Annotated in this window: 14 protein-coding genes; 6 read left to right on the top strand and 8 right to left on the bottom strand. The window is 62.4% G+C overall.

The window, feature by feature from the left end; all coding sequences use genetic code 11:
- Positions 1 to 5: 5 nt before the first annotated feature.
- Complete coding sequence (locus tag AC6GQJ_RS16205) at positions 6 to 596, bottom strand: RNA polymerase sigma factor (protein WP_500770122.1); 591 nt, start codon at positions 594 to 596, stop codon at positions 6 to 8.
- A gap of 57 nt (positions 597 to 653) precedes the next feature.
- Positions 654 to 1,130, bottom strand: a complete 477-nt coding sequence (locus tag AC6GQJ_RS16200) for an EF-hand domain-containing protein (protein WP_500770120.1) — start codon at positions 1,128 to 1,130, stop codon at positions 654 to 656.
- A 198-nt stretch (positions 1,131 to 1,328) separates the two neighbouring features.
- Between AC6GQJ_RS16200 and AC6GQJ_RS16195 the strand changes: the two genes are divergently transcribed.
- The gene (locus AC6GQJ_RS16195; RefSeq protein WP_500770118.1) at positions 1,329 to 1,748 is read left to right on the top strand and encodes a DUF983 domain-containing protein; all 420 of its coding nucleotides are present in this window, start codon (positions 1,329 to 1,331) and stop codon (positions 1,746 to 1,748) included.
- Between the two features lie 49 nt (positions 1,749 to 1,797).
- Positions 1,798 to 2,508: an NUDIX hydrolase gene (locus AC6GQJ_RS16190; RefSeq protein ID WP_500770117.1), complete on the top strand. Its 711-nt coding sequence runs from the start codon at positions 1,798 to 1,800 to the stop codon at positions 2,506 to 2,508.
- Positions 2,509 to 2,521: 13 nt separating this feature from the next.
- Here AC6GQJ_RS16190 and AC6GQJ_RS16185 read toward each other — a convergent pair whose 3' ends face one another.
- The 5 genes from AC6GQJ_RS16185 to AC6GQJ_RS16165 all read right to left on the bottom strand — a co-directional run bounded on the left by AC6GQJ_RS16185 (position 2,522) and on the right by AC6GQJ_RS16165 (position 7,545).
- The gene (locus AC6GQJ_RS16185) at positions 2,522 to 3,424 is read right to left on the bottom strand and encodes an EamA family transporter (RefSeq protein WP_500773959.1); all 903 of its coding nucleotides are present in this window, start codon (positions 3,422 to 3,424) and stop codon (positions 2,522 to 2,524) included.
- 31 nt (positions 3,425 to 3,455) lie between these two features.
- A complete protein-coding gene (locus AC6GQJ_RS16180; RefSeq protein ID WP_500770115.1) occupies positions 3,456 to 4,928 on the bottom strand; it encodes a carnitine 3-dehydrogenase in 1,473 nt (490 codons plus the stop codon).
- Positions 4,925 to 5,455, bottom strand: coding sequence for a lipocalin family protein (locus AC6GQJ_RS16175; protein WP_500770113.1), 531 nt, complete (start codon positions 5,453 to 5,455; stop codon positions 4,925 to 4,927). The genes AC6GQJ_RS16180 and AC6GQJ_RS16175 overlap by 4 nt, the downstream gene beginning before the upstream one ends.
- 8 nt (positions 5,456 to 5,463) lie before the next feature.
- The gene (bcoG, locus tag AC6GQJ_RS16170) at positions 5,464 to 6,378 is read right to left on the bottom strand and encodes a 3-dehydrocarnitine:acetyl-CoA trimethylamine transferase BcoG (protein ID WP_500770111.1); all 915 of its coding nucleotides are present in this window, start codon (positions 6,376 to 6,378) and stop codon (positions 5,464 to 5,466) included.
- A gap of 123 nt (positions 6,379 to 6,501) precedes the next feature.
- Complete coding sequence (locus tag AC6GQJ_RS16165; protein WP_500770109.1) at positions 6,502 to 7,545, bottom strand: aldo/keto reductase; 1,044 nt, start codon at positions 7,543 to 7,545, stop codon at positions 6,502 to 6,504.
- A gap of 127 nt (positions 7,546 to 7,672) precedes the next feature.
- On the opposite strand from AC6GQJ_RS16165, the gene AC6GQJ_RS16160 reads away from it, so the two are divergent.
- The 4 genes from AC6GQJ_RS16160 to metG all read left to right on the top strand — a co-directional run bounded on the left by AC6GQJ_RS16160 (position 7,673) and on the right by metG (position 12,081).
- On the top strand, positions 7,673 to 8,314 hold the full coding sequence (locus tag AC6GQJ_RS16160; protein WP_500770106.1) for an ImuA family protein: 642 nt from the start codon (positions 7,673 to 7,675) through the stop codon (positions 8,312 to 8,314).
- A gap of 109 nt (positions 8,315 to 8,423) precedes the next feature.
- Positions 8,424 to 9,008, top strand: coding sequence for a YceI family protein (locus tag AC6GQJ_RS16155; RefSeq protein ID WP_500770104.1), 585 nt, complete (start codon positions 8,424 to 8,426; stop codon positions 9,006 to 9,008).
- A 63-nt stretch (positions 9,009 to 9,071) separates the two neighbouring features.
- Complete coding sequence (locus AC6GQJ_RS16150; protein WP_500770102.1) at positions 9,072 to 10,295, top strand: MFS transporter; 1,224 nt, start codon at positions 9,072 to 9,074, stop codon at positions 10,293 to 10,295.
- A gap of 73 nt (positions 10,296 to 10,368) precedes the next feature.
- Positions 10,369 to 12,081, top strand: coding sequence for a methionine--tRNA ligase (gene metG, locus AC6GQJ_RS16145; protein ID WP_500770100.1), 1,713 nt, complete (start codon positions 10,369 to 10,371; stop codon positions 12,079 to 12,081).
- Between the two features lie 451 nt (positions 12,082 to 12,532).
- Here the strand turns inward: metG and AC6GQJ_RS16140 are convergent, their stop codons facing one another.
- On the bottom strand, positions 12,533 to 15,112 hold the full coding sequence (locus AC6GQJ_RS16140; RefSeq protein WP_500770098.1) for a methyl-accepting chemotaxis protein: 2,580 nt from the start codon (positions 15,110 to 15,112) through the stop codon (positions 12,533 to 12,535).
- Positions 15,113 to 15,163 lie beyond the last annotated feature (51 nt).

The raw sequence follows: 15,163 nt of genomic DNA, 5'->3' as shown, positions 1-15,163 counted from the left end.
GTCCTTCATCCTTCTGCAAATCCAAGGGCAGCAGCCTGCCCGCGTAACGCTGTGGCCAACGCGCGTTTCCCGCGGGCCGTCAAACTTTCCACCGCCTCGACACTGATGCCCAGCGCCTCTGCAATGGCGGGATTGGGCGCATCGTCGAAATGGCGCATCGTCACCGCAATGCGCTGGCGTTCCGGCAATTCGGCCAGCGCGCGGCGCAAGGCTTCCATACGGGCGGTGCTTTGCATCTGTGTCTCGACCGACGGCGTGGGATCTTCGGGCTCGGCAATATCGTCCAGCGGGACAGATCCGCGCCCACGCTTGCGCAGACGGTCGGTGCACAGGTTCGACACCACGCGATAAAGCCACGTGCTGACCTTCGCCTCGCCCTCGCGCCACTCGGGTGCAATCCGCCACAACCGCATCATCGCCTCTTGCGCCACATCCTCGGACTCGGCCGTGTCGCCCAGCAAACGGTTGGCCTGTCCGAACAGGCGCGGCGTCAGGCGCAATGTCAACAAACGCGCCGCCCCCGCATCGCCCTTGGCATAGCGGGCCAGCAGCGTGGCGTCGTCCGTATCAGGATCGGTATCAAGGGGCATAGTCATCCAATATGGGCTAACCCTGCCCTGCCCCCATATACAAGGGGCAGGACGGGATTGTTCTTATTGGTCGTCTTTGGGCGTGTCGCCGTGGCGCTTGCCGTGGCCTTTCTTGCCGTGACGCTCTTTCATCTTGGCGCGTGCCTCGTCGAACTCGGCTTTCGAGATGCCACCGCTCTTGTCGGTGTCGACGCGGTCAAAGAACTTCTCGGGCGTGCGCTTTTTCGGCTTCATCTCGTCTTTGGAGAGTTTGCCATCCTCGTTCTCGTCCATATGCTTCAGCATACGTTCCGCGCGCTCGGCCGAGCGTTTCTTGCCCGCCGCTTCCAGTTCTTCCTGTGTCAGGAAACCGTCGCCGTCAGTGTCGACAGCGGCAAAGCGCGCATCGCCAGCAGCCTGCATTTCAACCAGAGTGATCTCGCCGTTGCCATCCGCGTCCAGCGCCGCAAAGTCGGGGCCCTTCTCACGCGCCATGGCAGATACCGTGGTCAGCCCAATAGCAGCAGAAGCGATCGCGGCGATAAATGTGGTACGTTTCATTTGGTTATACTCCGTTTTTACCTCAAGGCGGGCCAGCGTTTCCAACCGCGCCATACCCATCAAACGCAAGCCGTCGCCCCTTCCGTCGAAAAAAGTTCAAAAAAGTTTTGCGCGACATTGGGACGCAATTTGCCATTGCCCCATTCCATCAGCGGCCAAGCATCGCCATCTTGGGTTTAGCCAACGAAAGTATGTCCCGTGCAAAACGACCAAACCGCCGATCACACCAGCAATGCCACCGCCGACGCGCGCCCCGTGCGCACAGCCCTGTTTCGCGGCTGGCGGGGCAAGTGCCCGCGCTGTGGTCAGGGCCGCGTCCTCAAGGGCTATCTCAAGGTCGAGGACGATTGCGCTGTATGCAAGCTCGACTATTCGCACCACCGCGCCGATGACGGTCCCGCCTATCTGACCATCCTCGTGGTCGGGCACCTGATGGCCCCGCTGTTGCACGTTGTTTTTGTCGCATGGCGGCCCGAACCTCTGGTGCTGTTCACCATCTTTGCCGTGGGCTGTGTGGGCCTCTCGCTCTACCTGCTGCCGCGTCTGAAGGGGGCGATTGTCGGATTCCAATGGGCCCGTGGCATGGGCGGGTTTGCCCAAGGCGGTCAATCGGCCTAGGGTCAGCCTGACCCGACATAACGCCGCTTTCAGGCACTGGCCCATTTCCATGACACGACCCGCCCCGACACCTATCGACAAAAGCGCGATCCGCAACGCGAGTACGGTCATCGCCGTGCGCGACCGCGCCACGCGTCCGCGCATCCTGATGGGGCAGCGCGGCGCACGGGCGGTGTTCATGCCCAACAAATTCGTCTTTCCCGGCGGTGCGGTCGACCCCGACGATCACAAGATCCCGCTTGGCACCCCGCTGGCCGCGCCCAACGACACCCGACTGGATGACAACGCGCCAAACGGTCTGGCCAACGCCCTTGCCGCTGCCGCTATCCGCGAGTTGTTCGAGGAAACCGGCCAAGTGCTCGGCACTGCAGGCACATGGGACAGCGCGCCGCCCGACTGGCAGGACTTTGCCGCCACGGGCCACCTGCCCCATGCCGATCCGCTGCAATTCGTGTTCCGCGCCCTCACCCCGCCCGGACGGCCACGGCGCTTTGATGCGCGGTTCTTCCTGATCGACGCCGACGACCTCGCCTCTGACATCGACGACTTTTCCAAGGCCTCCGACGAACTGTCCTACCTGCAATGGGTGGCGCTGGACGAGGTGCGCAATTTCGACATGCCCTTCATCACCGAAGTGGTCCTGAGCGAAGTCGCCGCACGGATCGAAGACCGCGCGCCCCCCGACAGCGTGCCCTATTTCCGCAACGACGACGAACAAAGCCTGTTCTTGCGCCTGCGCGGCACCGAAATGCCCGACTGAACGCCGCGCCCGCTCAGATCACCACGATCAGCAGGATGATTGAGGCGAGCAATACCGCCATCCCGACCCACTCGCGCAGCGACACCCGATCACGAAACACAATGACCGAGGCGAGCGCGCTGAACACCAGCTCCACCTGCCCGACCGCGTTCACATAGGCCGCGTTCTGCAAGGTGAAGGCAGTGAACCAGCAAAACGACCCCGCCATCGACATCAGCCCGACCCAGATCGCCACCTTACGCGCACGCCACACGGCCCCCACCTGCCCCGGATCGCGCCAGCGCAGCCACAGCACCATCGCCACCGTCTGCATCATCGTGACCATCGACAGGGTCAGCCCCGCCCGCGCCAGCGGATCCTCCATCCCCAGCGACAGGGACGCCCCGCGGTAACAGACCCCCGAAACCGCAAACAGCAAGCCCGACCCAAGGCCCAGCCCGACCGCTCGGTTCGCCATATCGCGCAGCCCGAACCGCGCCAGTTCCGGCGGTGCCGAAAGCAGTAAAACCCCCAGCAATCCCACGCCAATCGCGGCAAATCCCCAACCGCTGACCGCATCGCCCAGCAAGACCCAGCCGACCAAAACGGCCTGCATCACCTCGGTCTTCTTGAACGCGATCCCGACGGCGAAATTGCGCGCCTGAAACAGCCGCACCGTGGCCACCGTGGCAAGGATTTGCGCCAGCCCACCCAAGGCGCCAAAGCCCCAGAATCCAAGGCTGAAATGCGGCAGGGATTGTCCGGTGCCATACATATACAGCGCCATCAGAACCGCCACCAAAGGCGCGGAATACAGGAACCGCGCCAGCGTCGCGCCCCCCGCCGTCAATGTGCCAAGTGACAACTGCCGTTGCAGCATGAACCGCAGCGTTTGGAAAAACGCCGCTGCCAGCGTGATGGGAATCCACAGGATCACGGGCGCGCCGCGTGCAGGGTGCCGCCCTTGGTCACGGACGCTGACCGACGCTGCGCCCTGCGCCCTCGGGCCGTGGCAGCGCGCCATGCGCCGCCGCGATCCGTTGCAGGGCGGCGGTGATCTCTGGCGAAGGATCGCTCGGGCGGCGGGTGTCCAGACTGACATGCAGCAGGAAATGCTCCCCTGTCGCCAGCACGCGGTCCCCCTCGACCATCTCGTGGAACAGGTGCATCTTCTTGCCCGCTGCTGCCAATACCTGCGTGCGCACTTCGATCACCGCGCCCGCATGCACCTCGTCCACATGGCGGATATGCGTCTCGGCGGTGAAAAAGCTGCCCCCCGTCGCGATATAGTCCGCATCGCACCCGATCAGCGCCATGAACCGGTCCGTCGCATCGCCAAAGGCCTGCAAATACCGCGCCTCGTTCATATGCCCGTTATAGTCGGTCCAATCGAGCGGTACGGCACGACGCACCGTCAGGATCGGGGCCGACACATCGCTCAGGTCATCGGCGTGGGCGGCCAGAACCGTGCCCGCGCGCAACTGCGCCTCGTGCGCGTTCATCACCGCGCCCGCGCCCCAGTCATTGGCCTTGAGGGCGCGCATCATGCCCACCAGATTGTCGTCGCGCGCACGCAGCATCTCGGCAATGCTCATATGGCCCGATTGCGCATCGGACTGGCCCGCGATCAGGTCCACCAACTCGTCCGTGAACTCCGGCACATCCATCAGCTTCGTCCACGGCCACTGCAAAGCAGGGCCGAACTGCGCCATGAAATGCCGCATCCCCGCCTCGCCCCCTGCGGTGCGATAGGTGTCGAACAGGCCCATCTGCGCCCAGCGGATGCCAAAGCCCATGCGGATCGCCTCGTCGATCTCTTCGGTGGTGGCGACGCCGTCCTTGACCAGCCACAGCGCCTCGCGCCAGACCGCCTCAAGGAAACGGTCCGCGATATGGGCGTCGATCTCTTTGCGCACGCGCAGCGGATAGTGGCCCAGACTGCGCAGGATGCTTTCGGCCTTGTCGACCAGCGCCGCGTCGGTCTGCGGCGACGGCACCACCTCGATCAGCGGCATCAGATAGACGGGGTTGAACGGGTGGCAGACCATGATCTGCGCTGGCCGCGCCGCGCCTTCCTGCAATTGTGATGGTTTGAAGCCGCTGGTGGAGGAACCGATGATCGCATCGCCGGGGCACGCCGCCTGTATCGCGGCCAGCACCGCGTGTTTGACCTCCAACCGCTCCGGCACGCTTTCCTGTATCCAGTCCGCGCCGTGCACCGCCTCGGCCATGTCGGTGTGGAACGTCAACTGACCCTCCGGCGGCAGGGCCACATCCGTAAGGCTCGGCAAGGCACGCCGCGCTTGGGCCAGTACGGGGGCCAGTTTCGCCTCCGCCTCGGGATCAGGGTCGCAGACCCGCACGTCCCAGCCGTTCAGCAGGAACCGCGCTGCCCAGCCGCCACCGATCACCCCGCCGCCAATGATAGCTGCTGTCTTCATCGTGTCCTCATCGTCCAGTCCGCTGTGCGATAGCCGTTGAAATCCAGAACCTGCGCCGCCGCCCGCACCTGATCGGTCCGGAACCGCCCCTCGCGGGTGGCAATGAACCCAAAGTCGCCCTCGGGATTGCCAATCGCCACCGTATGGTGGTCCGGATCGGTCCACAGCACCCACAGATCTCGCTGCGCCCCGTCGGCATAGGTCATCTGCAAAATCCCCGTCGCCCGTCGGGTCAGGCTCGCGGTGCCGCCCTGTTCTTCCCACCGCGTACTCGCGCCCGACACGGAAAAGCCGACAAGATCCCACGCGCCGCCCGCACTGGTATAGACCACCCAGTTGCCATCGAACTTCACCGGATCGAACCGCAGGATCGCACCGATCGGCACGGTCGGGTTGCGGATCAGAGACGGGTCATTGCCACGCGGCGCGTCGTCGGTACAGGCCGACAGCAGCAGCGCAAATGCGATCAGCGTGAATGCACCAAAACGGTGCACAGCCTGTGCACAGGTTGTGCACGCTCTGTGCATCGCCATTTTCACGATTTCGGCGCCCGTTTGACCAGCCCGAGTCTTTCGCGCACTTCCGCCGCGCCAATCACCCGCGCGCCCATATTTTCGATGATGCTGCCCGCCCGTTCGACCAGTTGCCAGTTCTGCGCCAACTCGCCCTTGCCCAGCCACAGATTATCCTCAAGCCCGACGCGCACATTGCCCCCCGCCAGCACCGCCGCCGCGACATAGGCCATCTGGTTGCGGCCCAACGCAAAGGCGGAAAAGGTCCAGTCATCCGGCACATTATTCACCATCGCCATGAAGGTATTAAGGTCGTCCGGCGCACCCCACGGCACGCCCATACACAGCTGCACCAGCGCGGGCGCGTCCAGCACGCCGTCCTTAACCAGTTGTTTTGCATACCATAAATGCCCCGTATCGAAGGCCTCGATCTCGGGTTTCACGCCCAGCGCGGTCATCAGCGACCCCATCGCCGTCAACATTCCCGGCGTGTTAGTCATCACGTAATCGGCCTCGGCAAAGTTCATGGTGCCGCAATCCAGCGTGCAAATCTCGGGCAGGCACTCGGCCACATGGGCCACGCGCGCCGTCGCCCCGATCATGTCGGTCCCGTCCTGTTGCAAGGGCAGCGGGGTTTCAGGGTCACCAAAGACCATGTCCCCCCCCATGCCTGCCGTCAGGTTCAACACCACATCCACATCCGCGTCGCGGATACGGTCAGTAACCTCCCGATAATACGCGAGTTTCCGGCTTGGCGCGCCGGTATCGGGGTCGCGCACATGGCAATGCACAATCGCCGCCCCCGCCTTTGCCGCCGCGATGGCGCTGTCTGCAATCTGCGCCGGACTGCGCGGCACATGGGGGCTGCGATCCTGCGTGCCGCCCGACCCTGTCACGGCACAGGTGATGAAAACGTCGCGGTTCATAGAGAGGGGCATCGGCAAAGTCCTTTCAAGGGTGCAGACAAGCGCCGGACCTCTGTGCCGACACTGTGGCCCTGCGCGGCGTCTTGGCCGCACAAAGCCTTTGTTTCCAGCGCCTTGGCGCGCCCTTTGCCGCGTTTAGTACGGCATCGGGTGGGCGCGATGGGCGGCGGTGATCTCGTCCATGACCTCGTCGCTCAGCGTGATGTCCGCCGCGCCGATGGCCGTTTCCAACTGGTCCATCCGCGTCGCGCCAAAGATGACCGAGCACATGAAAGGCCGCGTCATGCACCACGCAATCGCCATCTGCGACGGGTCCAGATCGTGACGCTTGGCAATGTCGAGGTAGGCATCCACCGCCGCAAACACGCGGTCCGTTTTGCGCCCGCCCAGATCGTCGTTCAGCGACATGCGCGACCCTTCAGGCACCGCACCGCCCTGATACTTGCCGGTCAAGAGGCCGGTCGCCAGCGGAGAAAAGGCAAGCAAACCAACGTCTTCGTATACGCTCACTTCGGCCATGTCGGTATCATAGAGACGGCAGAGCAGCGAATATTCGTTTTGCACCGTGGCCACGCGCGGCCCACCTGTCGCTTCGGCGGCAGCCAGCCACTGGCCCGTGCCCCACGCGCTCTCGTTCGACAGACCAAAGGCGCGGATCGTGCCCTTCTCGACCTCGCGTTGCAGCGCGCCAAGGCAGTCTTCCATGTTCTGGCGTTCCTGCACCGGATCAACGCCGGTGGGGTCAAAGGTCCAGTTCTTGCGGAACATATAGCTGCCGCGATTGGGCCAGTGGAACTGGTAGAGGTCGATGTAATCCGTCTGCAAGCGGCGCAGCGATCCCTCGATCGCCTCGGGGATGGTTTCGGCGCTGATTGGCGCGCCATTGCGTGCGTGCTGCATGCCCGCGCCGGAATGTTTGGTGGCCAGCACCATGTCGGAACGCGCGCCCCCCCGTTCGAACCACAGCCCGATGATGCGCTCGGTACGTCCGATTGTCTCTTTCGAAATCGGGTTCACCGGATACATCTCGGCGGTGTCGACGAAATCAATCCCCGCTTCCAGTGCGCGGTCGATCTGGGCGTGGCCCTCTTCGGCGTCGTTCTGGGTGCCCCATGTCATCGAGCCAAGGCAAAGCGCCGACACCTCGATATTTGTCCGTCCCAGTTTGCGTCGCTGCATGCTATGTCCTTTCCACGCCGAATTTGGTGCAGACCCTAGCGGTCGGGCGGATACGGGCAAGCGGTTTTTATGCGCTGCCCCAGCATATCCGGATTGAGAACATTTGCAGAACATGCATGATAGGGCCATGTCCCTGTCCCACCCTCTTTTACAGCGCGGCCCGATCCGCGGCACCCCATGTCTGTCGGTCCTCCCCGAGGGCGAGCGGCACGGGCTGGGCCACGGGCTGGCCCTTGGGCGGGTGCACGAGGCATGCGGCCCTGCACGCCACCGCTTTGCGCTGTGGCTTGCGGCGCAGACCACGGGACCGGTGATCTGGATCGCGCCGGACTGGACGCCGGACCGCCTGAACCCCTGCGGGATGATGCCATTCATCGACCCTGCGCGCCTGATTCTGGTGCAGCCCAAACGGGCCGAAGATATCTTGTGGAGCATGGAGGAAGTGCTGCGGTCCGGCGTTGCGCCCCTTGCTGTGGCCGACCTGCCGGGATTGCCCGCGCTGACCCCTGTACGCCGGATGCATCTGGCCGCCGAAAGCGGAGGAAAGACCCAAGGTACCGCGCCACTGGGCCTATTGCTGACCCCTGGAATGGGCGGCGCGCAGGGGGTGGAAAGCCGCTGGCATCTGGCCCCCGATCACAAGGATGACGCGATGGCATGGGTACTAAGCCGCCTCAGGGCGCGCACCGCGCCCCAGCAGGCATGGCGCGTGACCCGCCAGAAGGGCGAGCCGCTGCCGAGGATCGCGCATCGGATCAAAGCCGCCTAGTCGGCCCGAAAAGGCAGACGCAAGGCAGTTGCTGTGCTATCCTCTCCTCAAAATGAAGGTGTGACCGCACCCGTGCGGATCAACGCCTCGAACATATTGAGGCCAGAAAATGCAGCGTCGAAGCCTGATCCTGTGCGCCCTTGCGGCACTTGCCACGCGTGCCCATGCCGCGCCACGCCCCTATCGGCTGGGGTCAGGCGGCGCGACAATTTCCTATACATTTCAGATGAATGGCGGGGTGGTCACAGGCACGGTGCCAATCGCCCGCGCCGATCTGGACATTGATCCGAACAACCTAAGCACGGCGACCGCAGACGTTACCGCCGACCTAAGGCGGGCGCGCACCGGCCTGATCTTTGCCACCGAGGCGATGAAATCGCCCGCCGTGCTGGCCGCACGAGATTTCCCGCTGGCACGGTTCCGGTCCACCAATGTCATCCTGAACCAGAACGGCCGCCTGTCGGACGGGGCGGTCCTGCAAGGTATGCTGACCTTGCGCGGGGTCACCCGCCCCGTTGCCTTTGATGCACAACTATACCGCGCCCAAGGCAGTCTGCGCAGCGATGTCCGCACGCTGAACGTGGTGCTCACCGGCACCATCGACCGGCGCGATTTTGGCGCCACAGGCTATGCCGAGCTTGTCGCCCATCCGGTCGCCATCGCCATCCGCGCACAGATCGAAGCGCCGGCGTAAAAAAGCGCGCGCAGGCGCGAAACCCTCTGGGGTTGGCCGAACTTCTGGGTCAATGTGCACCGCATGCGCATGCTCATCTCCTTTGCCGCCCTGTTTCTGTCGGTCGTGCTTTTGCAACTCAGCTCGGGCTCTTTGGGGCCGCTGGATGCGTTGTCGGGCTTTGCACTGGGGTTCAGCACACAAGACATCGGTATCCTTGGCTCGGCGCATTTCCTTGGCTTTTTCATCGGATGCTGGTGGGCCCCGCGCCTGATGGGCAGCGTCGGCCACGCGCGCGCCTTTGCCGCCTTTACCGCCAGCGGGGCCATCGCCCTGATCGCCCATATGCTGATCCTTGACCCGCTGGCATGGGCGGTGATGCGGATTGCATCGGGCATGTGCGTCGCGGGCTGCTATACGATCATTGAGGCGTGGTTGCAGTCCACGGTCACGAATGAAACGCGCGGGCGCGCCATGGGCACCTACAGGGTTGTCGACATGGGCGCATCGCTGGCCGCGCAACTGGTGATCAGCGTGTTGGAGCCTGCGAGTTATGTCAGCTACAACCTGCTGGCCATCCTGTGCTGCATCGCCCTGTTGCCCGTCACCCTGACCACGGCGCAGCAACCCGAAACGCCCTCCTCACCTCGGCTGCGCCCGCGCCTGGCGTTTGAACGTTCGCCCCTCGCAGCGGCGGGCGTTATCGTCGCTGCGCTGTCGAGCGCATCCTTCCGCATGGTCGGCCCAATCTATGGCCAAGAGGTCGGGCTAAGTGTGTCGCAAATCGCATGGTTCCTCGGCTCTTTCGTGCTGGGCGGGGCGCTTGCGCAATATCCGGTGGGCTGGCTGGCCGATAAATATGACCGCCGCTGGGTTCTGATCTGGCTGTCTGCCGCCGCCATCGCCAGTTGCGCCATCACCGTCATGGCCAGCGGACTTGGCACGGCAGGCATCATGCTGACCGCTGGGCTGTTCGGGCTGACCACCTTTCCGATCTATTCCGTGGCCGCCGCGCATGCCCACGACTTTGCCGACGGCTCGGAACGGGTCGAGCTATCCGCCGCGCTCATGTTCTACTTCGCCGTGGGGGCCATCGCCGCGCCCTTTACCGCGTCGGCGCTGATCGACGCCTTTGGCCCGTCCGCCCTGTTTGCCATGATCTCGGTCGGGCACGGGGTTCTGATCGTTTTCGGCCTGCTGCGGATGCGCAGCCGCGCCGCGCCGTCCACGCGCACGCGCTATGTTTATGCGCCGCGCACCTCGTTCCTGATCGGTCGTTTGATGGGTCGCAGCCGCGATCAGGACTAGGCGGGTACGCACGGGGCTTTTCCCTGCCGCGTCGCGCTGTTAAACGGACGCACCACATGCAAAGGCCCAATACATGCAGCGTCACCTGATCACGTCGGCAATTCCCTACATCAACGGGATCAAACACCTCGGCAACCTGATCGGCAGCCAATTGCCCGCCGATCTTTATGCGCGCTACCAACGGGTACGCGGCAACGAGGTTCTGTTCCTGTGCGCCACGGACGAACACGGCACACCCGCCGAACTTGCCGCCGCCAAGGCAGGCAAACCTGTGGCCGAGTATTGCGCGGAAATGCATGCAGTTCAGGCAGATATCGCGACGCGCTTCGGGCTGTCCTTTGACCATTTCGGACGCTCATCTTCGCCGCAGAACCACGCGTTGACCCAGCATTTTGCAGGGCGTCTGGCCGATGCGGGCCTGATCCGCGAAGTCGAGGAAAAGCAGGTCTATTCCAATGCCGACGGACGCTACCTGCCCGACCGCTATATCGAGGGCACCTGCCCCAATTGCGGATATGACAAGGCGCGTGGCGACCAGTGCGAAAACTGCACCAAGCAGCTTGACCCGACGGACCTGATCGAACCCCGCTCGGCCATTTCCGGTTCTACCGATCTAGAGGTCCGCGAGACCAAACACCTGTATCTGCGTCAGTCCGAACTGAAGGGCGATCTGGACGCGTGGATCGATTCCAAGACCGACTGGCCTGTTCTGACCACGTCGATTGCCAAGAAATGGCTGCATGACGGCGACGGCTTGCAAGACCGCGGAATCACCCGTGACCTTGATTGGGGCATTCCGGTGCGCCGTGGCGACGCCGAATGGCCCGGCATGGAAGGCAAGGTTTTCTATGTCTGGTTCGACGCCCCCATCGAATATATCGCCTGCGCCAGCGAATGGGCTGATGCCAACGGCGACGCCGATTGGGAACGCTGGTGGCGGACCGACAAGGGCGCGGACGACGTGCGCTATACCCAGTTCATGGGCAAGGACAACGTACCATTTCACACGCTCAGCTTTCCGGCCACGATCCTCGGATCAGGCGAGCCGTGGAAGATGGTCGACCACCTCAAGTCCTTCAACTACCTGAACTATGACGGCGGCCAGTTCTCCACCAGCCAAGGGCGCGGTGTCTTCATGGACCAAGCGCTGGATATCCTGCCCGCCGACTACTGGCGCTGGTGGTTGTTGTCGAATTGCCCAGAAACCTCGGATTCCGAATTCACGTGGGAACTGTTCCAGCAAGGCGTGAACAAAGACCTCGCCGATGTGCTGGGCAATTTTGTCAGCCGCGTCACCAAATTCTGCCGCTCGAAATTCGGCGAGGCGGTTCCCGAAGGCGCCCCCTATGGCGCGCGCGAAGAGGCGTTGATCGCCGATCTTGATGCGCGGATCACCAAATACGCCGCGATGCTGGAGGCGATGGAAGTGCGCAAATCCGCGCAAGAACTGCGTGCGATCTGGGTGGCGGGCAACGAATACCTCCAGTCAGCAGCGCCATGGGTAACGATCAAAGAAGACGAGGCACAAGCCGCGATGCAAATCCGCATGGGCCTGAACCTGATCGCGCTCTACTCCGTCCTGTCTTCGCCCTTCATCCCCGAGGCGGCAGCGGCCATGCAAGCGGCAATGAAACTGGAGTCCGTCGCGTGGCCCGAAGGCTGTGCGGATGCGCTGAACCAGCTTGCCGCTGGCCACGTCTTCGAAGTGCCGGACAACCTGTTCAGCAAGATCACGGATGACGCGCGCGAGGAATGGCAGGAACGGTTCGCAGGTATCCGCCAATAGGGTTATCCTGCCGTTATCCCTCAGTTTTCAAGCCTTTCTCGCTGAGCTTCCGCAGGCCTCGGTAGGGTTTGAAGACCAACCTTTAATCTGGTGTTGCCTTGTCTTTGGCGGATTTTTGGATGGTCTTCGTTGCAAGGTCTTTGCCTTCGCTGCGCCAACTACACTCGACCACGTTTGCTCATAACTGCCTTTGCCCTCATCCCGATGGGCAAGCCATGGCTTGATTGTGGAGTGAACCCCGAAGTCGGCGCTGCTGGTGATTGCGCGAAGTCAGGCTCCATTACGGCGTCCGGTATACCGTCGAAGCCTCTATTCAAGGGGCCCCACATTCCGCCCGCAAGACATAGTGCGCTTTCACACCCCGCTTTGTCCTCGTTCTGCCCACAAGAGCCGCTTAAATATTATCCTTCTGCGCTCTCTTCTCAATTGCGATGCGACCGACCTCGCGACTTCAGAACTCTTCCCACCCTGTCGCAATCGGCTCCGCATTCTCTTCAACTTTTAAAGCTGTGTTTCCGACAACTGCTGGCATCGCCTGCGGGGCGCGTTGTGCAACATGCACAGGTGCAGCCACCCCCATTCGCGGCGCGTTTCCGTGACTGGCCCCTAGCCGAAACTTCGCCACCGCGTTCGCAAGCGAATCCGCCTCGCTGGTCAGGGCATGACTTGCCGCCGTCGTTTCCTCGAACATGGCTGCATTCTGCTGGGTGACATGATCCAACTCGTTTACCGCGATGTTGATCTCATTCAATCCTGCCGACTGCTCGCGTGCCGAGGTTGCAATTTCTGCAATCCGGCTGGAGATTTCTGCAACCGATGTAACGATCGCGGACAGTGCCGCACCAGTTCGGTCGACAAGGTCGACGCCCTGTTCAACCTGCTCGGCACTGTTCGAGATCAGCGCGTTGATCTCGCGCGCCGCATCGGATGACCGCTGCGCCAAGGCCCGCACTTCCGTCGCAACCACAGCAAATCCTCGTCCCGCCTCGCCCGCGCGTGCCGCCTCAACCCCCGCATTGAGCGCGAGTAAATTGGTCTGGAACGCGATGTCATCGATTACGGATGTGATTTTCGAGATTTCCTGCGATGACGTCTTGATCCCGTCCATGGCCTGAATGGCGCGCCCCGCCACTTCGCCACCTTGCTCTGCATTAGATTGCGCGTCGGCAGACATGCGGCTCGCCGCGTTTGCACCATCCGCTGCGGAGCGAACAGAAGACGTTAACTCATCTAGCGCCGCCGCGGTTTCCTCCAGCGTTGCCGCTTGCCGCTCCGTCCGGCGGGACAGGTCGTCGGCTGCGGTCGTGATCTCGGACGTCTCGCTGCGGATGGTCTCAACATTATGGGTGACGGTCGAAACCGCCTCGCGCAGTGACTTGACCGCGACATTGAAGTTGTTGCGCAGTTCTTCATATTCGTGCGGGAATGCTTGCGTCAGTTCGTGGGTCAGATCCCCTGCCGAAAGTCGCTTCAATCCTTCGGCCAATGCGGTCACGATCTCGGTCTGTTCTTCGCTGATCCGCTGCTTTTCCGCCAGAATGCGTGTCTTCTCAGCCTCACTCTCGGTCACGTCCGTGCCGAGCATTAGAATCCGCTCCACGCTTCCGCCGGAGGATTTGACAGTAAAGAAACCACCATCAAGAACGAAAGCAGCTCCAGCACGCCCAGACAGCGTAATCTTGCCATGCACAGACTGACCGGCCAGCACTTCACCGACCAGTTCGACTGGCAAACGGTTGTCCTTTTGGTCCTGCGAAATCAGCCCCAATACAGTAACCGAAGATATATCTTCAGGATCCAGATCCAACATCGCAGCGGCAACTGCATTGATGCTCAAACATGTCCCATCAGGGGCAAAGTCCAAACGCGCTTGGGTGTTGTCGATCCCCCTGATGATCGCGGCGTTGCGTTGTGCGATGGTGGTGTCATCCCACTCGATCACGGCGCCGATTGCGTCAGGCCCGCCGTCGCGCACCGCATTGATCCCGATAGAAAGGTGCCTATCGCCGACCCGAAGAGTGGTTGTCTGGCCTGCGCCATCCCCTTGCGCACCTTTGGCCAGCGCTGCCGCCGTCGCCACCTGTGATATTTCGCTGACATCAAGTCCGATCCAGTCCCCAGAAACGGCGCTCGGCCAGATCTGTTCCAGATCGGGCATCAGATCGTTCAGCAGGGCGACGCAGGCCGGATTTACAAAAGTTGTTTTCAACTCTTCATCAACCATCATCATCGGGGCAGAACTTTCGACAAATGCGGCACTTTTCAAGGCAGCGTTCCGCTGTTGGGCTTTGGCGCATTGCAAGCGCCCCCTGAACTTTTCAAGGTGCAAAGCAATGGCACCGATTTCATCGCCGCGCTCGCAATATGGCACCCCCGTCTCGAAATCCTCGCCCGAGATGTTCTTCATCGACGTTCCGATGCGCGACAGGGGGCGAGAAACGGCGAGCCAGACAAATGTGCTGATCCCCGACAGGGCGAGTAGAAAAACCACCCCTCCCACAACAAGCGCGGTGCCATAGTGGCCATGCGCGCCATCGGCATGCGGTTCCCAATGCGTCACCACGACCCCATTGGACGCACCCTGCTGCCCCGTACGAATCGGATAGGCGAGTGTCATCTTGTCAGGCGACATGGCGGGAGTTCCGGTCGCCAACGCCTCGTTCACCAGTTCAAGCGCAACGTCGCTACCGCGACCGTCGCCGTTTGTGAAGATCACGGTGCCCGACGAATCATACAGCGCCGCATTGGTCAAAGACGGCTTGGACGAGGCGAGTGATTCCAGCATCAGTTCAGCTGTTTCAGGCGCGCCGACATCATTCCCCGACAGTTCAATTTGGCGGGCCAGCGTCTCGGTCACATATTCTGCGCGCCCCTCAACCGTTTCCTGCATCCTTTCCGCCATTTCGGCCCGCTCGAACGCTTCGATTGACACCACAACGGCGAGTGTCATCAGACCTGCGAACAGGGAGATTTTCAAAAGCACGGTGTTGAAATTCGACCCCATCAACGTGCCGGACACAGAATTCTTCATAATTCACCTATTCGTTGGACCGGTCACTCAGGCCGCTGCGATGTTCTGTTG

The sequence above is a fragment of the Tateyamaria sp. 7Alg 36 genome (genome assembly GCF_059882455.1).
This window is presented reverse-complemented; position numbering and strand designations above follow the sequence as displayed.